The 19,249-nt window shown below is 60.8% G+C and carries 18 protein-coding genes; 12 read left to right on the forward strand and 6 right to left on the reverse strand.

Features of this window, described 5'->3' with window-relative positions; translation table 11 throughout:
• Positions 1–18: 18 nt before the first annotated feature.
• Both FY152_23020 and FY152_23025 read right to left on the reverse strand, forming a co-directional pair.
• Positions 19–915, reverse strand: coding sequence for a LysR family transcriptional regulator (locus tag FY152_23020; GenBank protein ID UXS34964.1), 897 nt, complete (start codon positions 913–915; stop codon positions 19–21).
• Positions 916–1,000: 85 nt separating this feature from the next.
• On the reverse strand, positions 1,001–2,203 hold the full coding sequence (locus FY152_23025; GenBank protein ID UXS34965.1) for an MFS transporter: 1,203 nt from the start codon (positions 2,201–2,203) through the stop codon (positions 1,001–1,003).
• 123 nt (positions 2,204–2,326) lie between these two features.
• On the opposite strand from FY152_23025, the gene FY152_23030 reads away from it, so the two are divergent.
• A complete protein-coding gene (locus tag FY152_23030) occupies positions 2,327–3,181 on the forward strand; it encodes an AraC family transcriptional regulator (GenBank protein UXS34966.1) in 855 nt (284 codons plus the stop codon).
• Here FY152_23030 and FY152_23035 read toward each other — a convergent pair.
• Positions 3,178–4,068, reverse strand: coding sequence for a helix-turn-helix domain-containing protein (locus FY152_23035; GenBank protein UXS34967.1), 891 nt, complete (start codon positions 4,066–4,068; stop codon positions 3,178–3,180). The two genes, FY152_23030 and FY152_23035, sit on opposite strands and share 4 nt — an antisense overlap.
• A 92-nt stretch (positions 4,069–4,160) precedes the next feature.
• Between FY152_23035 and FY152_23040 the strand changes: the two genes are divergently transcribed.
• The 6 genes from FY152_23040 (at position 4,161) to FY152_23065 (ending at position 12,334) form a co-directional block, all read left to right on the forward strand.
• Positions 4,161–5,432, forward strand: coding sequence for a sugar ABC transporter substrate-binding protein (locus FY152_23040; GenBank protein UXS34968.1), 1,272 nt, complete (start codon positions 4,161–4,163; stop codon positions 5,430–5,432).
• Positions 5,433–5,946: 514 nt separating this feature from the next.
• Positions 5,947–6,807, forward strand: coding sequence for a sugar ABC transporter permease (locus FY152_23045; GenBank protein ID UXS34969.1), 861 nt, complete (start codon positions 5,947–5,949; stop codon positions 6,805–6,807).
• Complete coding sequence (locus tag FY152_23050) at positions 6,804–7,640, forward strand: carbohydrate ABC transporter permease (protein ID UXS34970.1); 837 nt, start codon at positions 6,804–6,806, stop codon at positions 7,638–7,640. Before FY152_23045 ends, FY152_23050 begins: the two co-directional genes overlap by 4 nt.
• Positions 7,641–7,650: 10 nt before the next feature.
• Complete coding sequence (gene ugpC, locus FY152_23055) at positions 7,651–8,736, forward strand: sn-glycerol-3-phosphate ABC transporter ATP-binding protein UgpC (protein UXS34971.1); 1,086 nt, start codon at positions 7,651–7,653, stop codon at positions 8,734–8,736.
• A 45-nt stretch (positions 8,737–8,781) separates the two neighbouring features.
• Positions 8,782–10,785: a Gfo/Idh/MocA family oxidoreductase gene (locus tag FY152_23060; GenBank protein UXS34972.1), complete on the forward strand. Its 2,004-nt coding sequence runs from the start codon at positions 8,782–8,784 to the stop codon at positions 10,783–10,785.
• A gap of 316 nt (positions 10,786–11,101) precedes the next feature.
• On the forward strand, positions 11,102–12,334 hold the full coding sequence (locus FY152_23065; GenBank protein UXS34973.1) for an aminopeptidase P family protein: 1,233 nt from the start codon (positions 11,102–11,104) through the stop codon (positions 12,332–12,334).
• Positions 12,335–12,344: 10 nt separating this feature from the next.
• Here the strand turns inward: FY152_23065 and FY152_23070 are convergent, their stop codons facing one another.
• The 3 genes from FY152_23070 to FY152_23080 form a co-directional block, all read right to left on the reverse strand.
• Entirely contained in the window at positions 12,345–12,662 is a 318-nt protein-coding gene (locus tag FY152_23070; GenBank protein ID UXS34974.1) for a cupin domain-containing protein, read from the reverse strand.
• A gap of 41 nt (positions 12,663–12,703) precedes the next feature.
• Complete coding sequence (locus FY152_23075; protein ID UXS34975.1) at positions 12,704–13,441, reverse strand: FadR family transcriptional regulator; 738 nt, start codon at positions 13,439–13,441, stop codon at positions 12,704–12,706.
• Positions 13,442–13,575: 134 nt separating this feature from the next.
• The gene (locus FY152_23080; protein UXS34976.1) at positions 13,576–14,373 is read right to left on the reverse strand and encodes an NAD(P)-dependent oxidoreductase; all 798 of its coding nucleotides are present in this window, start codon (positions 14,371–14,373) and stop codon (positions 13,576–13,578) included.
• A gap of 175 nt (positions 14,374–14,548) precedes the next feature.
• Here FY152_23080 and kduI point away from each other — a divergent pair, with 175 nt between their 5' ends.
• From kduI to FY152_23105, 5 genes are all read left to right on the forward strand, one after another.
• Positions 14,549–15,373, forward strand: coding sequence for a 5-dehydro-4-deoxy-D-glucuronate isomerase (gene kduI / locus FY152_23085; GenBank protein UXS34977.1), 825 nt, complete (start codon positions 14,549–14,551; stop codon positions 15,371–15,373).
• Entirely contained in the window at positions 15,370–16,113 is a 744-nt protein-coding gene (kduD, locus tag FY152_23090; GenBank protein ID UXS34978.1) for a 2-dehydro-3-deoxy-D-gluconate 5-dehydrogenase KduD, read from the forward strand. Before kduI ends, kduD begins: the two co-directional genes overlap by 4 nt.
• Positions 16,114–16,226: 113 nt before the next feature.
• On the forward strand, positions 16,227–17,138 hold the full coding sequence (gene kdgD / locus FY152_23095) for a 5-dehydro-4-deoxyglucarate dehydratase (protein UXS34979.1): 912 nt from the start codon (positions 16,227–16,229) through the stop codon (positions 17,136–17,138).
• 35 nt (positions 17,139–17,173) lie between these two features.
• Positions 17,174–18,310: a mandelate racemase/muconate lactonizing enzyme family protein gene (locus tag FY152_23100; protein ID UXS34980.1), complete on the forward strand. Its 1,137-nt coding sequence runs from the start codon at positions 17,174–17,176 to the stop codon at positions 18,308–18,310.
• Positions 18,307–19,185 (forward strand): amidohydrolase family protein, encoded by an 879-nt coding sequence (locus tag FY152_23105; GenBank protein ID UXS34981.1) that lies wholly within the window; start codon positions 18,307–18,309, stop codon positions 19,183–19,185. The genes FY152_23100 and FY152_23105 overlap by 4 nt, the downstream gene beginning before the upstream one ends.
• Positions 19,186–19,249: the final 64 nt, after the last annotated feature.

Here is a 19,249-nt window from a genome sequence, read left to right on the forward strand (position 1 = left end):
AACGGATTGCCTGAAACATCAGACAACTCGACGGGCACGCCACTCGTCGCGTTGTTTTCGCATCCACTCCAGAAACAGCGTCACCTTTCTCTGCCGCAGATGGGAATGCGGGCAGACGATCCATTGGGTGACGAGCTTGATGCGCGGCGCGTCCGTCACGGCCGGCACCAGCATCTTGTCCTGCAGCTCCCGCTCCATCATCAAGGTGCTTTCCAGCGCCACGCCAATGCCGAGAACGGCGGCATCGATGGCCATGTGGCTGCGGTCGAACAGGACCCGCCGCCAGCGCTTTTCTGCTGTGACACCGGCCAGAGGGAACCAGTGGTTCCATTGCGCCTGCGCCTTGACCGAATGGATCAGCCGCTGGTTCTGCAATTCCTCGGGCAGAAATTTACCGGCACCCTGATAATTCGGCGAACAGACCGGCAGGAACTCCTCCTCCACCAGCCCTTCCACGAAGAGGCCCGGCCAGCGGCCATCGCCATGGCGCAGCTCTATATCGACAAGCTCCTGCGAAAAATCGGTGGGCTCGTTGGTGCCATCGAGGCGCACTTCCAGTTCCGGGTGTTCCTCCAGAAACGAGCCGAGACGCGGCAGCAGCCATTTGTTGGAGATGGTCGGCGTCGCCCGGATCGTCAGCGTGGTGACCGAGCGGAAGCCGCGAATACTGTCGGTGGCGTCTGCTATCTGCTCGATCTGGGCGGTGATCATCGAGAAATAGCGCTCGCCGGCTTCCGTTAATGTCACCTTGCGGCCGGTTCGCGCCATCAGGGTCGTGCCGAGCTGGCCTTCCAGCAGCTGGATCTGCTGGGAAACGGCCGATGGTGTGACGCTCAGTTCCTCCGCCGCCCGGGAAATGCTGCCCGCCCTTGCCGCGGCGTGGAAAACGAGGATCGATTTTATCGGGATCTGCATGGGTAGGGCTTTGCTCAACGGAATACGGCGGTCACCTGAGTATCACAGGTGACCGCCGTGTTGAAAAGCGTTGAGCGCGAGGCTTTTAGCGGTGGCTCGGCAGTTTCGGCAGGAACACCGTGAGCAGGCCGAGCAGCGGCATGTAGGAGCAGATGCGGTAGACGAATTCGATGCCTTCCTTATCCGCATAAACACCCAGAACCGCAGCGCCGATGCCGCCGAAACCGAAGGCGAAACCGAAGAACATGCCGGCGATGAGGCCGACGCGGCCAGGCACCAGTTCCTGCGCGAACACGACGATTGCCGAGAAGGCGGAGGAGAACACGAATCCGATGACGACGACGAGAATGGCCGTCCAGAACAGGTTCGCATAGGGCAGCAGCAGCGCGAAGGGAATGACGCCGAGGATCGAGAACCAGATGACGACGCGCGAGCCGAAACGGTCGCCGATCGGGCCGCCGAAGAATACGCCCAGTGCCGAAGCGCCGAGGAAGAGGAACAGCAGAACCTGCGCGTCCTGAACACCAAGACCGAACTTGTCGATGGTGTAGAAGGTGAAGTAGCTGGACAGGCTGGCGAGATAGGCATTCTTGGTGGCGGTCAGAACCACCAGCACCAGAAGCGTCATGATCACCGTGCCACGGGCAAGGGGAAGGGTGCGGCTGGCCGGGGCCTTGCCGACGGTTGCGCGGCGGTGGCGGGTGTACCAGACGCCAACCCATGACAGCACGCCGAAGCCGAGGAGCGCGATCAGCGAGAACCAGCTGAGGCTGGACTGGCCGAGCGGGATGACGATGAAGGCGGCGAGCAGCGGGCCGATGGCCGTGCCGGTATTGCCGCCCACCTGGAAGAATGACTGGGCCAGACCATGGCGGCCGCCGGATGCGAGACGCGCCACGCGCGAGGCTTCCGGATGGAAGATCGCCGAACCGATGCCGATGAGGCAGGCGCCGATCACCAGAACCTCGAAACTATGGGCAAAAGCAAGCGTGATGAGGCCGGCGCAGGTGGACAGCATGGCGACGGGCAGGGAAAACGGCATCGGCCAGCGATCCGTCACCATGCCGACGACCGGCTGCAGCAGCGATGCGGTGACCTGAAAGGCGAAGGTAAGCAGGCCGATCTGCATGAAATCGAGCGCGTAATTCGCCTTCAGCAGCGGATAAAGCGACGTCAGCAGCGATTGCATAATGTCGTTCAGCATGTGGCAGAAGCTGGCGGCTGCGATGATCGAAAACGCCGTGCGTTGCGGATTGAAGCTGTTGCTGGCGCTGGTAACAGTGGCCATGATGAAGTCCTCTTCGGTTCCCGGCGGAAGACGGGAAACATGTCTTTATTTCTTCCCGCTTTTATTCATATTGTTTCTGGCCTGCATTTGTGTTCTGGACGATTTTCTTTGTGAGTGGGCCAAATGGCAAAAATCAAATCGCGGCAGCCTTCTGGACTGACGCATGACGAGCATGAGCGCAGTCTGAAATTGATCGACGGCACCAATGAGCCGGTGCTGGCGCTTTGCCGCGTTTATCCCACCGGGCACCGCACGCCGCCCCATAGCCATAGCCGCGTGCAGATCTGGTGCGCCCGTCAGGGTGTCGTGCTGGTCAGCACTGCGGATGGTCGCTGGATGATACCGCCCGGCCACGGGCTGCTCATCCCCGCCGGGCTGCAACATGAGGCCGAGACCATTTCCACGGTGGAGATGCACTCGATCTATGTTCACCCGGAGCTTTTCCATGCCGGTGCGCCAAGGGTGGTGGAAATAACCGATCTTGCCTCCAGCCTGATTGCGGAGCTGCTGGCCGAGGAGCACCAGCCCTCGGCATTCCACCGGCAGGGCCTTGTGCGGGCGCTGTTGCTGGATGAGGTCAACCGCCTGCCGGAACGGCCGCTCGGACTGCCTTTTCCAAATAATCAGCGTCTGGCGGCGCTGTGCCGTGATTTCCTGAAAAAGCCGGTGGCCCGGGTGGAGATCGACGACTGGGCGGCGGCCATGGGCATCAGCCGCCGCTCGTTTACGCGGCTGTTCCGCAAGGAACTGGGGTTGAGTTTCGTCACCTGGCGCCAGCAGGCCTGTATCTTTGCCTCCCTGCCGAGACTGGCGGCCGGCGAAGCGGTGACGAATGTGGCGCTGGATGCCGGTTATGAAAACATACCGGCTTTCACCACCATGTTCCGGCGAATGCTGGGCAGTTCACCAAGGGCCTATCGGCAGGCGGCGCGGCAGCGCAGCGCAGCTTTTTCCGATTTCGAAGAGATCGAAGGTTAAGCCGCAGTCGCCCGCATGTCGCGGCGGAAATCGGAAGGTGACATGCCGGCGATCTGCCGAAATGCCTTGTTGAAGGCGCTGACAGAACCGAAGCCGCTTTCCATGGCGATCTGCAGGATATTGTCCTTGCCGGTCATCAGCATCGCCTGCGCGCGGGAAAGCCGGAGCAGGGTCAGATATTTGATCAGCGTCATGCCGGTGGATTTGCGAAACAGGTTCATCGCATATTTCGGATGCAGCGATGCGGCGCGGGCAATCTCCGTCGCGTCGATATCGTCGAGAAAATTGGCGGCGATGAAGTCGCACATGCGCACCACGCCGATGGAGGGCGCCATGCCCTCGTCATCCTCCCTGCGTTTGCCATTGGCGGCGGATGATATGACGGAGTAGGGTTCAAGGAACATCCGCTCGACCCTGAGCAGCAATTCCTCCACCGCGTGCTGGGCTTTCGCCTGTTCGCCCGAAGTGACGTAACGAAACCAGCGGCCGAAGTTTTCCGCATCTGCCCGGTCGGTCTCAGCGCTCACCATCGTAGCACCACCCATCAGCAGGCTGGAGACGGTGGCGGGCAGCCGCATGCGGAAGAAGTGCACCAGCGGCAGATGCGCGCCGGCGTAAAAGGAATCGTCGGAGGAGTGGTCCATCTGGTGCGGCTGGCCACCCCAGAAGATGCACATCTGGCCGGCATCGAGCGTCAGGTCGTGATCGCCCATGCGATAATGTACCGATCCCGACATCACGTAATTCACTTCCACCTGCGCGTGCCAGTGAGGCCTGAGCATGATGGGCGGATGATTGTGAAAAAGCTGCAGCGTCGTCGGCATGCCTTCGATGCTGCTTGCACCCGGCTGGTAGAAGGCTCTTTCAGCAATCTTACTTTCCGCCAAATCGATGTTCCCTTTTTACGAGACAGATTTCCTGCCGCCGCTAATGTGCCCATGTTCGCTGAAGAACGGCAATTGAAAAAGGGAGGTTTTCAATGTGCTTGAAATTTCTTGGCGCGTCTACGGCCATGCTGCTTCTCGCGGCCCCGGCTTTCGCGCAAACAGAAACCGTCACCATCTGGAGCTGGAACGTCGCGGCTTCCGCGCTGAAATCCACGGTAGAGGGCTTCAACAAGCAGAATCCGGATATCAAGATCGTCGTTGAAGACCTTGGAAACAATCAGGTTTTTGACAAGACGCTGGCTGCCTGCGCGGCCGGGGGCGATGGTCTTCCGGATATCGTCACCATTGAAAATTTCGAAGCGGAACTGTTCTGGAGCCGTTTCCCCGATTGTTTCGCCAATCTGACCGAGCTTGGCTATACGCCTGAGAAACAGGCGCTTTTCCCTGATTTCAAGCGCACGGAGCTGGAGGTTGACGGTGTCGCCTATGCGGTTCCGTGGGATTCCGGTCCGGTGGCGGTATTTTATCGCCGCGACTTCTATGAGAAGGCAGGCGTCGATCCGGCCACCATCAAAAGCTGGGATGATTTCATCGCCGCCGGCAAGAAGGTCATGGCCGCCAATCCCGGCACCGTGATGGCGCAGGCCGATTTCAACGGCGATAGCGAATGGTTTCGCATGATCGCCAATGAGCAGGGATGCGGTTACTTTTCGACCGATGGCCAGAACATCACCATCAACCAGCCTGCCTGTGTCGCGACCCTTGAAAAGGTCAAGCAAATGAAGGACGCCGGCATCATCACGGCGGCGATCTGGGATGAGAAAATCCAGGCCAATACCGCCGGCAAGGCCGCCAGCCAGATGTATGGCGCCTGGTATGAAGGCACGGTTCGTTCCGGCTCTCCTGATCTTTCCGGCAAATGGGGCGTCTATCTGATGCCGAGCCTGACGGCGGATGGTCCGCATGCGGCCAATCTCGGCGGTTCGTCGCTGGCGATCAGCTCGACGTCTCAGCACAAGGAAGCGGCGTGGAAATATATCGATTACGCGCTGACCACCAATGAAGGCCAGGTGACGATGCTGAAATCCTTCGGCCTCGTTCCCTCACTGCTTTCCGCCATCGATGATCCCTTCGTCAAGGAAAAGCAGGCCTATTGGGGCGGGCAGGCGGTGTGGACCGATATTCTCGCCACACTGCCGAAGATCGTGCCGAGCCGTGGCACGGCGTTCCAGTCGGATGCGGATGCGATCTACAAGGCGACGCAGACGAAATATTTCGCCGGCGGTTATCCCGATGCGAAAGCAGCGCTTGATGATGCGGCCAAGCAGATCGAAACGGCCACGGGTTTGCCAGTCGCGGAGTAAGCCGGCGGCTGTTTATGAACCGAACGGGTGCCACAAGCTTCTTCTCCCCGCCGGGGAGAAGTCCGCGGCAGCGGGATGAGGGGCGACGGTAGCGATATCCGGAGAGCTTGCCCCCTCATCCGACCCTTCGGGCCACCTTCTCCCCCTTGGGGAGAAGAAATATGCCGCACCGTTTTGCGACGGCACTTCCCCAGAAGCGGGGCCGGGCTTGCCGCAAAGCAGATCGAAACGGCGACGGGGCTGCCCGTCGCGGAGTAAGCCAGCGGTTAGAACCGGGCGGGTGCCACGAATTTCTTCTCCCCGAGGGGGAGAAGTCCGCGGCAGCGGGATGAGGGGGCGAGGGTAGCGATATCCGGAGAGCTAGCCCCCTCATCCGACCCTTCGGGCCACCTTCTCCCCCTCGGGGAGAAGAAATAGGCCGCACCGTTTTGCAAAGGCATTCCCCACATAGGGGCGCGCTCTTTCTGAAGCTTTTCCATTTATCCGGCCCGTCGTCCGGCATATGGAGGTCGTCATGCCGTCCAGGAACAGGATCGCTTATGCGTTCCTTGCGCCCTATCTCCTGATTTTCGCCACCTTCTGGGTCTGGCCGATCATCAGCTCGTTCATGCTGTCGTTCCAGAATACCCGCATCAACCCATGGCGGTTTGCGCCCTCCATGAATTGGGGGCGGCTCGTTTCCGATCCGGCCTTTTATAATGCGCTTTATAATACGCTGATCATTCTGGTCATTCAGGTGCCCGTGATGATCGCGCTCGCCACTGTCATGGCGGTGCTGTTGAATTCGCCGCTCCTTAAGGCGCGGCCGCTTTATCGTTTTGCCTTTTTTGCGCCTGTCGTCGTTGGCGAGGTGGCCTATGCGGCGGTGTTTCGGCTGATGTTCAGCGCCGATTTCGGCATCATCAACAAGCTCATCACCTCCGTCGGCCTTTCGCCCATCTCGTGGTTCGACAATGCCAATGCGGCCATGGCGCTGGTCATCATTGCCGTGACATGGCGCTGGGCGGGGTATAACGCCATCATCATTCTCGCCGGGCTGCAATCGATCCCCGGCGACGTCTATGAAGCGGCGACGCTGGACAAGGTGAGCAAGCGGCAGCAGTTCTTCCACATCACCCTGCCGCTCCTCAAACCCATCATCCTGTTCTGCGTCGTGCTCTCGGTCATCGGCACCATGCAGCTGTTTGCCGAACCCTTCCTCATCACCAACAGGGGCGGGCCGGGCGGCGGCACGGAGACGCTGGGGCTGTTCCTTTACCGGCAGGGCTTCACTTCGCTCAATTTCGGTTACGCCTCGGCCATTGCCTACACCATGGCGGCGCTCGCCATCGCCATTTCACTCCTCAATCTCTGGGTCGGGAGGGAGCCGAAATGAGATCGAAATCGAGATCGCTTTTCTGGCAGAAGATCGCGCTGCATGCGGCGCTGACACCGCTTGCCATCATCTGGCTGTTTCCGCTGTGGATGATGTTCGTGTTCTCGACAATGCCGGATTACGGCATTTTCAGCCCGGATATCGTGCTGGTGCCCTCCACCAACTTCATCGAGAATTTCAATAATCTGCAGGCGGATACCAATTTCCTGCGGGCCATGTTCATCTCGATCACCGTCGCCGTCATTTACACCGTGCTTTCGGTGTTCCTGACGTCGATGGCCGGCTGGGCGCTGGCGCGTTACCGCTTTGCCGGACGCGGGGTGGTGATCGCCATCATTCTTGGCACCATCACTTTGCCTTTTGCCGTCGTCGTCATTCCGCAATTCATCATGGTGGCGCGGGAGTTCAAGCTCGCCAACACCTGGGTGGCGCTGATCGTGCCGCCGCTGTTCAACTCGCTCGGCGTTCTGTTCATGCGGCAATCCTTCTCGATGATGCCGACCGAGCTTTTCGACGCGGCACGGGTGGAGGGCGTCAAGGAGTGGCAGATATTCCTGCGCATCGCCCTGCCATTGGCGCGGCCCACCATGGCGGCGCTGTCGATCATTCTCTTCCTGGCCTCGTGGAACAATTACCTCTGGCCGCTTCTCATCAATTCCCGCCCAGGAATGATGACCGCACCCGTGGCGCTTGGCACCCTCATCGGGCTCACCAAAGTGTCATGGGGCGGCATCATGGCCGGCGCGGTGCTGCTCACCGCACCCATCCTCGTGGTTTTCGTGGCTTTGCAGCGCCACTTCATCGCCGGCATTTCCGCCGGGGCAGTCAAGTAAGGGGGGCCGCATGGCGGAACTTTCGCTCAACAACGTGGTCAAGCGTTACGGCGCGCTGGAAGTGATCCATGGCGCAAATCTCGAGGTGAAAGACGGGGAATTCGTCGTTTTCGTCGGCCCCTCCGGCTGCGGCAAGTCCACGCTTCTCAGAATGATCGCCGGGCTGGAAGATATTTCCGGCGGCGATATCGTGATCGGCGGCAAGACGGTCAGCGATGCCGATCCGGCCGATCGCGGCATCGCCATGGTGTTCCAGTCCTATGCGCTTTATCCGCATATGACGGTGGCGGAAAACCTCTCCTTCGGCCTTAGAATGAACGGCAACCCGAAGGCCGATACGCAAAAGCGGGTCAACCGCGCCGCCGAAATCCTGCAGATCAACGAGTTGATGGAGCGCCGGCCGAAACAGCTTTCCGGCGGCCAGCGCCAGCGTGTGGCCATCGGCCGCGCCATCGTGCGCGAACCGCAGGTGTTCCTGTTCGACGAGCCGCTATCGAACCTCGATGCGGAATTGCGGGTGCAGATGCGCGTGGAAATCTCGCGCCTGCACAAGCAGCTCGGTACCACGATGATCTATGTGACGCATGACCAGACCGAGGCGATGACGCTGGCCGACAAGATCGTTGTGTTGCGGGCGGGCAATATCGAACAGGTCGGCGCGCCGCTCGATCTTTACGACGACCCCGCCAATCGCTTCGTTGCCGGTTTCGTCGGTTCGCCGAAGATGAATTTTCTGGAAGCCACCATCGTCGGCAGCAGCGCGGAGGGCGTTACGCTCTCGCTCGACAGCGACCCTGCGGTGCGGCTGAGCCTGCCGGTCACGGCCGGTTTGAACGAGGGAGCACGGGTCTCGCTCGGCATCCGGCCCGAACATTTTGCCGATGCGGGCGCGGGCGATGCCGATCTCACCGTTCATGTCGATGTCGCCGAACATCTCGGCAATACCAGCTACGTCTATGCCCGAACCGAAGGCGGCGAGCAGCTTATCATCGAGCGGCCGGAATCGCGCGATGTCGGCAATCGCGACCGGCTGACGGTCGGCCTTTCCGCCCGCAGGGCTTTCCTTTTCGACAGCAGGGGCGACCGCCTGCGCTGAACCCTTTCCAAAGCACCCAAGACTGATATGAAGGACGAGGATTTCATGACGACCGAACAACCGATCCGCTGGGGCATCATCGGCCCGGGCACCATTGCCAGAACTTTTGCCGATGGTATCGCCCATTCCCGCACCGGCAGGTTAGAGGCCATCGCCACCCGCAATCCGGACAAGCCCGGCCTTGCCGAGGCCTTCGCCGGTGCGCGCATCATCCATGGGTACGATGCGCTGCTTGCCGATCCCGATATCGACGCCGTCTATATCGCCACACCCCATACCGGCCATGCCGAATGGGCGATCAAGGCAATCCGGGCGGGTAAAAACGTGCTGGTGGAAAAGCCCATCGCGCTTTCCGCCTATGATGCCGACGCCATTTTCCACGAGGCGAAAAAGGCCGGCGTCTTCGCGGGCGAAGCCTATATGTACCGCCTGCACCCGCAGACGGCGAAACTGCTGGAACTGGTCAAGAGTCGTGCGGTGGGCGATATCCGCATCATCCGCTCCAGCTTCGGTTTCAACATGGGCGCGTTCCGGGCCGACCACCGGCTTTTCGCCAATGAAACCGCGGGCGGCGGCATTCTCGATGTCGGCGGTTATCCGGTTTCCATGGTGCGGATGATTGCCGGTGCCGTGGAGGGCAAACCTTTTGCCGAGCCGGAAAAGGTGGCGGGCGTCGCCCATCTCGGCCAGTCGGGCGTCGATGAATGGGCCTCGGCGGTGCTGAAATTCTCAAACGGCATCGTCGCCGAAGTCTCATGCTCGATCATGGCGGCGCAGGACAATGTGCTGCGCATCATCGGCTCGGAAGGGCGCATAGAAGTCAAGGACTTCTGGTTCGCCGCCGGCCACAAGGGCGGCACCGGGCGGATCGATATCATCAGGGGCGACAAGGTGGAAACCATCGAGCTGCCGGAGGATCGCTGGCTTTATTCCTTCGAGGTCGACGCGGCCGGTGAGGCAATCCGCCAGGGTAAAAAGGAATTCGATGCACCCGGCATGGCCTGGGCCGATAGTCTCGGCAACTTGCGTGTCATGGACCAGTGGCGGGCTTCCGTCGGACTGGAATACAGCGTCGAAAAGGCGACATCGCGCATCGGAAATATCGCCGGTGGCAAGGTCGTTGCCGGAAATTCGGTTCCGAAGCGACAGATACCGGGCCTTGCCAAGCCGGCATCCGTGGTCGCGCTCGGTTTCGAATTCTTCCCCAATTTCGCCTCCGCATCCCTGACGCTGGATGCCTTTTACGAGGCGGGCGGCAATCTCTTCGATACGGCTTATGTTTATGGTGCAGGAAAGACCGAGGCGATTTTCGGTGACTGGCACACCAGCCGCAACGTGCCGCGCGAAGAGATCGTGCTGATCGGCAAGGGCGCACATTCGCCGCTCTGCTATCCTGACATGATCGCAAAGCAGCTCGATCAGTCGCTTGAGCGGCTGAAGACGGATTATGTCGATGCCTATTTCATGCATCGCGATAATCTTGACGTGCCGGTTGGCGAATTTGTCGATGCCATGGATGCCGAGGTCCGGCGCGGGCGCATTCGCGGCATTTTCGGCGGTTCCAACTGGACGCGCGAGCGCATGGATGAGGCGGCCGCCTATGCTGCGAAGAACGGCAAGCAGGCTCCGGCCGCGCTTTCCAACAATTTCTCGCTGGCGGAAATGCTCGATCCCATCTGGGCGGGCTGCGTCGCGGCATCGGACGACGAGTGGAAGGAATGGCTGCAATCACGCCAGATTCCCAATTTCGCCTGGTCCAGTCAGGGACGTGGATTTTTCACGGACAGGGCAGGGCGCGAAAAGCATGACGATGAGGAAATCGTCCGTGTCTGGTATTCCGACCGCAATTTCGTCCGCCGCGACCGGGCAATCGAGCTTGCGCAGAAACTCGGCCGCCACCCGATCCATATCGCGCTCGCTTATGTCATCGCCCAGCCTTTCCCGGTCATTCCGCTGATCGGGCCGCGCACGATTGCGGAGCTGGAGGACAGTCTTTCGGCGCTGGATATCAGGCTGACGGCCGAGCAGGTGAAGTGGCTGGAGGCGTGAAAGACAATGAGGCGGCGGATTTATCCGCCGTCCCATGATATTGGGCAAAAGGTTGCGGCTTGTTTCTTCTCCCCGCCGGGGAGAAGATGCCCCGAAGGGGTAGATGAGGGGGCTAGCTCTCCATATATCTCGACCCTTGCCCCCTCATCCCGCTGCCGCGGACTTCTCCCCGCCGGGGAGAAGAAACAAGGGGCATCCGCTCGCTCCAACTGACGAATCTCAGGATGGAGACATCATCTTCCACCTTCTTTCCTCTCCCGGTGACTGCTAAAGCGTAGGTTCATAAACCTGCAGCCAAACAATCACCGGGGTTCCCATGAGCGATATCGACCGAAGCCGTGCCCAGCAGCTGATGCGGGAAGCGGGCATCGACGCGCTGGTGCTTTTCCAGCCCGAAGGCTTCCGTTATGCGGTCGGCGCCCATGCCGGTGTCGCGACCATGTGGGGCAGGGCCGGTTCGGCAATTGCGCTGGTGCCGGCCGATGCCGGGGCGCGGCTTACCGCTGTCGTCAGCGATCATGCCGCCCTGCTTGTGAGAAAGGCCGCGCCGGAGATCGATCTGCGCTGCCATCGCATCTGGATCGATATGGTCGATCTGTCGGGCGTCGAAACCATCACGCAGGTGGACGATGCCTATCGCCGCAACAATTCCGGTGGTCCGAGGCCGGAGACGTTCGATCGTACTGCCTGTTTCGGCCTGCTGGCTGACCTGCTGCGGGAGCGTGGGCTGTCGGCGGCGCGCATTGGCGCAGACCTCGAATTCATGCCCGCCGCCGATTTTCTGGCGCTGCGTCAGGCGCTGCCCGATGTCGACTGGGTTGACGGATCGGCCGTGCTACGCCGTCTGCGCGCCGTGAAATCCGAGCGTGAGATCGAGCTTCTACGAAGCGCGGCAGCGGCGGCGGAGGCCGGGCTGGTCGCGATGGCCGCTGCCGTCAGGCCAGGTGCGGCGCTCGGCGGGCTTTCCGCCGCCTGGAAGGCCGGCGCACAGGCCCATGCCGCGAAATCCGGGTTTTCGCTGAGCGGCCATTGGGATTACATATCCGTCGGACCCGCTTTGTCGGATATGGCGGCGGTTGTCACGCCGGGTGCGCTCATCAAGGCCGATGTCGGCACGCTGGTCGACGGTTATTCATCGGATGGCGCGCGGAGTTTCTCGTGGGGGCCGGTCTCGCCGCTGGCCGCCGATGTTTTCAGCGCACTTGAAGCGGCCTTTGCCTGTGGGCTGGAAGCGATTCGTCCCGGCAATACATTCGGTGCTGTGCACGCCGCCATGCTGGCCTCGATGCGCAGGCAAGGTTTCAGCGAATATTATCGCGGCCATTTCGGCCATTCCGTCGGCGGTGGCGTGGGTATCGAGGAATGGCCGTTCTTTTCCCATGACAATCCGGAAATCATTCTTCCCGGCATGGTCGTGGCGCTTGAAGCTCCGTTTTATGGCGAAGGGCTGGGGGCGCTGATGATCGAGGACCAGTTCCTCGTCACCTCGGCAGGGACAGAGTGCATGAACAGCTTGCCACGCACCCTGCGGGATTTGTCTCTAGACTGATTACCGTCCCTCAGAGGAAATCGTCGCGGCGCGGGGTGAAGCAGTCGATCAGCTCCCCCTCTTCCAGACACAGGCAGCCGTGCTCGATATGGCCGGGAACGACGAGACTGTCGCCTTTCTGCAGGTCGTAGGCCTCTCCGTCGCGGTAAAAGCGGAAGCTGCCGCTGGCGACATAGGTGGATTGCACATGCGGGTGGCTGTGCAGCTTGCCTTCCGCACCGGTCTTGAAGCGGAACGAAACAACCATCAGTTCGGGCGCTTCGGACAGCACGGTGCGTTCAACGCCATCGTCGGGTGAAACGGTCGGGAATGTCGGAAGCTGCTGCATGTCGTTCTCCTCGGTCTTGCAATATGGATATGCGGGAAATTTCAGCGTGGTGCGCGCAGCATGGCGCGATACCGCGTCTGGCTGCTTTTCAGGTGATGGCGCATGGCGTTTCTGGCCGCCTCTTCGTCACCATCCTGTATCGCAATCAGGATTGCTTCATGCTCGCCGACAAGCCGGTTGAGATCGGCGGGCGAAAGCACGGTTTCCGTGCCGTTCTCAGCAACGGCGCGGCGCGGAATGAGGGTGGGGCCAAGCACCTGCAGAAACTCGCTGAAGCGCGGATTGTTGGTCGCCTCGGCCACAGCGAGGTGGAAGGCGAAATCGGCCTCCGCCGTCGGCACTCCCCTGGCGGCACTGGCGCGAAAGGCATCGAAAGCTTCGATGATCTTTTCCTCCTGTGCCGGGGAGCGGCGAACGGCTGCAAGACCGGCGGCATCCCCCTCGACGGCGGTGCGCAATTCCAGCATTTCGATCAGTGACGAGACCCGGGCAAGATCGACATTATGGAAGGGCCGCCGCTCGACAGGTGCAGGCTCCAGCACGAAGACACCGGCACCCTGGCGCGGTTCGACCAGACCGTCGGAGCGCAGCGAGGCGATCGCCTCACGCACCACGGTACGGCTGACGCCGAATTCCTGGGTCAGCTGCGCTTCGGAAGGCAGGCGCTCGCCCGTCTTGTAACGGCCCTTGGCGATCTGGCCGCGCAGTTCCTCCGAAACCTTGACCACAAGCGTCCTTGCTTGCGGAGCTGCCGGTTCGGAGGTCGTTGCTTTTATCATTTTCATCGCCGTTCTAAAAAAGGGTGCAGGTTTGCGCCCGGTATTCCTCGATACGTTATTCGCGGCCCGGCTTGCAATCCCGCTGAACGCGCAGGAAAGGCCGGTTGTCGCGCCTGTTGGCCTCACATGGCATTTCAGTTCGCCTTGAAGATCGGGTTGTCGATGAAAACGCCGCCCTGAAACCGTGCCACCGCATCGTTCGGGTCCGGTTGCGGCATTGTCTCGGCAATGTGCTGCCGGAAGGTCTCGGCATTGTCCTTCGGTTTCCAGCCAAGCCATCCGAGGTGCGAATTGTCCCACCAGCCCGCATCATTGGCCGATGCACCCCAGACGACCGGGCAGCCGAGCACGGGCGCGCGGAAAACCGCATCGATCAGCGATACGAAGTCATCCTGCGAAAACCAGGTCGACAACATGCGGTGGTTTTGCGGTTCCGCCGTGCAGGAGCCGATGCGGACCAGCGCCGTCTCCTGGCCGAATTTTTCGAAATACATACGGGCGAGGCTTTCACCGAAACATTTGGACACGCCGTAAAGACCGTCCGGCCGGAAAGGAACGTCCGGGCCGAGCCGCTCGGTCTGGGAATAATAACCGATCGTGTGGTTGGAACTGGCGAAGACGATGCGCGGCTGGCCGTGGGCGCGGGCGGCTTCATAGAGATTATAGAGCCCGATGATATTGCCCTGAAGGATCTGCTCGAAAGGCCGCTCCACCGATATGCCGCCAAGATGGACGATGCCGTCACAATCGGCCACCATCGCATCGACGGCCCCGGCGTCGGCGAGATCGCATTGCACGCATTCTTCGTTCGGCCCGGCCGGATCGAGCGGCGCGAGATCGGCAAGGCGCAATATCTCGGCCATCGGTGCGAGGCGCTTGCGCATGACGCGGCCGAGCTGGCCTGCCGCACCGGTAACAAGAAGCCGTTTCATTGCAATTCTCCTAAACGAATGGACTGCGGATCAACGAAGCTGCGGAAAATCCGCATCCAGCCTCACCGGCGTGGTCGAGATATCTCAGCACCTCTTGACCTTATCATACAGATCGTACAAAAAGCGGATAACATATATTATGTCCTATGCGCAACAATCATGAAGGATGAGTTTGATGCTGACCGTCGAAACAAGGCAGGCCGTCAACCCGGAATTTGCTAAAACGCTCGATACCGAAGGGCTTCGCAAGCATTTCCTCGCCAGCGACATGTTCCGTTCCGGTGAAATCAGACTGATCTATACCCATTACGACCGTTTCGTCATGGGCGGCGCGGTGCCGAACGGCGCGCCGCTGACGCTGGACAAGGTAGAAGAAACGAAGACGCCGTCTTTTCTTGACCGGCGCGAGATGGGCATCGTCAATATCGGCGAGACCGGCACCGTCAGCGCCGGCGGGCAGAGCTACACGCTCAATCGTGGCGACGTGCTTTATCTCGGCGCGGGCAGCGGTGCCGTTACTTTCGACGGGGCAGGTCGATTCTACATCACGTCGTGCCCGGCCCATCGCAGCCTGCCGGCAAAGCTCGTCAGCCTTGCCGACAGCAAGGAGGTCAAGCTCGGCGCAACGGAGACTTCCAACAAGCGCACCATCAACCAGTTCATCCATCCGCTTGTCATGGAAAGCTGCCAGCTGGTGCTGGGTTATACGACGCTGGAGGATGGCTCCGTCTGGAATACCATCCCTTCCCATATTCATGATCGCCGCATGGAGGCCTATCTCTATTTCGGCATGGATGAGAAATCCCGTGTTCTGCACCTGATGGGTGAGCCGCAGGAAACCCGGCATCTGTTCATCTCGAATGAAGAGGGTGCGGTTTCGCCGCCGTGGTCGATCCATTCCGGCGCCGGCATCGGCTCCTACACCTTCATCTGGGCGATGGCGGGAGACAATGTCGACTATACCGACATGGACTTCATCCAGCCGGGGGGTCTGAAATGAAAAATCCCTTTTCGCTTCAAGGGCGTAAGGCATTGGTGACGGGCGCAAATACGGGGCTCGGCCAGGCAATCGCCATCGGCCTTGCCGCCGCCGGTGCGGAAGTGGTCTGCGCTGCGCGCCGTGCGCCCGACGAAACGCTGGAACTGATTGCGAAGAATGGCGGCAAGGCCAGCGCGCTCACGATCGACTTTGCCGATCCCTTGGCGGCGAAGGACAGCTTTGCCAATGCCGGTCTGGATATTCTCGTCAACAATGCCGGCATTATCCGCCGTGCCGATTCCGTCGAGTTTTCCGAACTCGACTGGGACGAGGTGATGGACGTCAATCTCAAGGCGCTGTTTTTCACCACGCAGGCTTTCGCGAAAGAGCTGCTGGCGAAAGGTCGCTCCGGCAAGGTGGTCAATATCGCCTCGCTCCTGTCGTTTCAGGGTGGCATCCGCGTGCCCTCCTACACGGCGGCGAAACATGGCGTGGCCGGTCTCACCAAGCTTCTGGCGAATGAATGGGCCGCAAAGGGCATCAACGTGAATGCCATCGCGCCGGGTTACATCGAAACCAACAATACCGAGGCGCTGCGCGCGGATGTGGCCCGCAACAAGGCCATTCTCGAGCGTATCCCGGCTGGCCGATGGGGGCATTCCGAAGATATTGCCGGGGCGGCGGTTTTCCTCGCATCGCCGGCGGCGGATTATGTGCATGGCGCCATTTTGAATGTGGATGGCGGCTGGCTGGCGCGCTGATCCGCGCCAGTTTCGAAAATTCATCATATAACTTGTATGATGACTTATTGACAAGTATACGGCAAGCGGTTTAGGTGGCTTTCAGTCAGTGAACTTGCAGAGGAATTTCGTCCATGAACCCTGAACAAATCAAGGCGGCGCTCGGCTCCGGCCTGCTCTCCTTCCCGGTCACCCATTTTGATTCCGAGGGCCGTTTTGCGGCCGATAGCTACAGGGCGCATGTCGAATGGCTCGCCGGATACAAGGCGCCGGTGCTGTTTGCCGCTGGCGGCACGGGCGAGTTCTTCTCGCTGAAGCCGGATGAAATCCCCACCATCGTTTCCGCTGCCAAGGAAGTGGCCGGTGAAACGGCAATCGTTTCCGGCTGCGGCTACGGCACCGAGGTTGCGGTCGATATCGCCCGTTCCGTCGAAAAGGTCGGTGCTGACGGCATCCTGCTTCTGCCGCATTACCTCATCGATGCGCCGCAGGAAGGCCTCTACGCGCATATCAAAAAGGTCTGCCAGTCGGTCGGTATCGGCGTCATGGTTTATAACCGCGACAATTCGGTGCTCCAGGCGGATACGCTGGCGCGTCTTTGCGATGAATGCCCGAACCTTGTCGGCTTCAAGGATGGCACCGGCGATATCGGTCTCGTTCGCCAGATCACCGCCAAGATGGGTGACCGCCTGATGTATCTCGGCGGCATGCCGACGGCGGAACTGTTTGCCGAAGCCTATCTCGGCGCCGGCTTCACCACCTATTCCTCTGCCGTCTTCAACTTCGTGCCGGGTCTTGCCAACGAATTCTACGCGGCGCTGCGTGCCGGCGAGCGCGCCACCTGCGAACGTATTCTCGTTGACTTCTTCTATCCGTTCATGGCGATCCGCAACCGCGCCAAGGGTTACGCCGTCTCCGCCATCAAGGCGGGTGTTCGCCTGCAGGGCTTTGATGCCGGCCCGGTGCGTGCGCCGTTGAAGGATTTGACCAATGAGGAAATCGGCATGCTCGATGCCCTGATCGGCACGCATAAGCGTAAGGTCTGATACGGGCCTGATCCGGGCAAAACGGGAGGGGAGCGATGAAGATAACAGCGGTGCGCACGCATCTGCTCGAACATCGGCTGGACACGCCGTTTGAAAGCGCCTCCATGCGCTTTGACCGGCGTGCCCATATTCTGGTGGAAATCGAATGCGATGACGGAACCGTCGGCTGGGGCGAATGCCTCGGTCCGGCCAGACCGAACGCCGCCGTGGTTCAGGCCTATTCCGGCTGGCTCATCGGCCAGGACCCGCGCCAGACCGAAAAGATCTGGGCCGTGCTTTATAACGCCCTGCGTGATCAGGGTCAGCGCGGCCTCAGCCTCACCGCTTTGTCCGGCATCGATATCGCGCTCTGGGATATCAAGGGCAAGCATTACGGCGCTTCCGTTTCGATGTTGCTGGGCGGACGTTGGCGCGAAAGCGTCCGCGCCTATGCCACCGGCAGCTTCAAGCGCGACGGTGTAGACCGTGTCTCCGACAATGCCGCTGAGATGGCGGAACGTCGGGCAGACGGTTTCCACGCCTGCAAGATCAAGATCGGTTTCGGCATTGAGGAGGATCTTCGCGTCATCGCCGCCGTGCGTGAGGCGATCGGGCCGGATATGCGGCTGATGATCGATGCCAATCATGGTTATACCGTCACGGAAGCCATCACGCTTGGCAACCGTGCGGCTGACTATGGTATCGACTGGTTCGAGGAGCCGGTGGTTCCCGAACAGCTTGATGCCTATGCCCGCGTTCGGGCAGGACAGCCTATTCCGGTTGCGGGCGGCGAGACCTGGCATGGGCGTTATGGCATGTGGCAGGCGCTTTCCGCCGGTGCGGTGGATATTCTCCAGCCCGACCTCTGCGGCTGCGGCGGTTTTTCCGAAACGCAGAAGATTGCCACGCTCGCAACACTCCACGGCGTGCGCATTGTACCGCATGTCTGGGGCACCGGTGTGCAGATTGCCGCCGCCCTGCAATTCATGGCGGCGATGACGCCCGATCCGGTGCGGGTCAACCCCATCGAGCCGATCATGGAATTCGACCGCACGCCCAATCCCTTCCGCCAGGCCGTGCTGAAACAGCCGATCGAGGCGGTGAACGGCGTTGTCGCCATTCCCAATGGCCCAGGCCTCGGCATCGAGATCAATCGCGATGCGCTTACCGAATTCAGGATGCCTGACGCATGAGCGAGCTTGAACGCCAGCTGACCGGTACCCCGCCGAAGCCATCCTTTCCGAAGGGGGCTGTGGACACGCAGATGCATCTCTATCTGCCGGGATATCCCGCCTTGCCGGGCGGGCCGGGCCTGCCGCCGGGCTCGCTTCCCGGGCCTGCCGAGTACCGACAGCTGATGCAATGGCTTGGCATAGACCGCGTCATCATCACCCAGGGCAATGCCCATCAGCGTGACAATGCCAATACGCTTGCCTGTGTTGTCGAGATGGGCGAGGCCGCGCGTGCGGTGGTGATCATCGATGCCGGCACGACGGAAAAGGACATGGAGCAACTGGCGGCCGCTGGCGCTGTCGGCGCGCGTATCATGGATCTGCCGGGCGGTGCCGTGAACCTTTCCGAACTGGAAGCGGTGGACGAGCGTGCTCATGCGGCTGACTGGATGGTTGCGGTGCAGTTCGACGGCAATACGCTGCTCGATCATCTGCCGCGCCTTGAGACAATCCGCTCGCGCTGGGTGTTCGACCACCATGGCAAGTTCTTCAGGGGGATTAAAACCGATGGCCCGGAAATGGCCGCGCTTCTGAAACTCATCGATCGCGGCAATCTCTGGTTCAAATTCGCCGGGGTGTATGAAAGTTCGCGTGAGAGCTGGCCCTATGAGGATGTTGCCGCCTTTTCGCGCGTAGTCGCGGCCCATGCGCCGGAGCGCATCATCTGGGGCACCAACTGGCCGCATAATTCCATCCGCGAGACTGCGGCCTATCCGGACGATGCCCGCCTTGCGGAGCTGGTTCTTGGCTGGCTGCCGGATAAGGCGGCGCGCCAGCGCGCGCTGGTGGATAACCCCGAGGTCCTGTTCAAGCTGCCGCCATTCGTGGCGGCATAGTGTCAATCCGGGATGGTTGGGAAAGGGAGGTCCCATCGTCCTTGTCAAGTGAAAGGTCTTTGCA

Origin of the sequence: Agrobacterium tumefaciens (assembly GCA_025560025.1) — a bacterium.
Classification (GTDB): Bacteria; Pseudomonadota; Alphaproteobacteria; order Rhizobiales; family Rhizobiaceae; genus Agrobacterium.

What these genes read in the sequence shown, in the direction of transcription:
- FY152_23025 (UXS34965.1), bottom strand. Translation starts at nt 2,203, where the DNA reads ATGGCCACTGTTACCAGCGCCAGCAACAGCTTCAATCCGCAACGCACG.
- FY152_23105 (UXS34981.1), top strand. Translation starts at nt 18,307, where the DNA reads ATGAGCGAGCTTGAACGCCAGCTGACCGGTACCCCGCCGAAGCCATCC.
- FY152_23065 (UXS34973.1), top strand. Translation starts at nt 11,102, where the DNA reads ATGAGCGATATCGACCGAAGCCGTGCCCAGCAGCTGATGCGGGAAGCG.
- FY152_23030 (UXS34966.1), top strand. Translation starts at nt 2,327, where the DNA reads ATGGCAAAAATCAAATCGCGGCAGCCTTCTGGACTGACGCATGACGAG.
- FY152_23020 (UXS34964.1), bottom strand. Translation starts at nt 915, where the DNA reads ATGCAGATCCCGATAAAATCGATCCTCGTTTTCCACGCCGCGGCAAGG.
- ugpC (UXS34971.1), top strand. Translation starts at nt 7,651, where the DNA reads ATGGCGGAACTTTCGCTCAACAACGTGGTCAAGCGTTACGGCGCGCTG.
- FY152_23100 (UXS34980.1), top strand. Translation starts at nt 17,174, where the DNA reads ATGAAGATAACAGCGGTGCGCACGCATCTGCTCGAACATCGGCTGGAC.
- FY152_23070 (UXS34974.1), bottom strand. Translation starts at nt 12,662, where the DNA reads ATGCAGCAGCTTCCGACATTCCCGACCGTTTCACCCGACGATGGCGTT.
- kdgD (UXS34979.1), top strand. Translation starts at nt 16,227, where the DNA reads ATGAACCCTGAACAAATCAAGGCGGCGCTCGGCTCCGGCCTGCTCTCC.
- FY152_23040 (UXS34968.1), top strand. Translation starts at nt 4,161, where the DNA reads ATGTGCTTGAAATTTCTTGGCGCGTCTACGGCCATGCTGCTTCTCGCG.
- FY152_23075 (UXS34975.1), bottom strand. Translation starts at nt 13,441, where the DNA reads ATGATAAAAGCAACGACCTCCGAACCGGCAGCTCCGCAAGCAAGGACG.
- kduD (UXS34978.1), top strand. Translation starts at nt 15,370, where the DNA reads ATGAAAAATCCCTTTTCGCTTCAAGGGCGTAAGGCATTGGTGACGGGC.
- FY152_23060 (UXS34972.1), top strand. Translation starts at nt 8,782, where the DNA reads ATGACGACCGAACAACCGATCCGCTGGGGCATCATCGGCCCGGGCACC.
- FY152_23050 (UXS34970.1), top strand. Translation starts at nt 6,804, where the DNA reads ATGAGATCGAAATCGAGATCGCTTTTCTGGCAGAAGATCGCGCTGCAT.
- kduI (UXS34977.1), top strand. Translation starts at nt 14,549, where the DNA reads ATGCTGACCGTCGAAACAAGGCAGGCCGTCAACCCGGAATTTGCTAAA.
- FY152_23080 (UXS34976.1), bottom strand. Translation starts at nt 14,373, where the DNA reads ATGAAACGGCTTCTTGTTACCGGTGCGGCAGGCCAGCTCGGCCGCGTC.
- FY152_23045 (UXS34969.1), top strand. Translation starts at nt 5,947, where the DNA reads ATGCCGTCCAGGAACAGGATCGCTTATGCGTTCCTTGCGCCCTATCTC.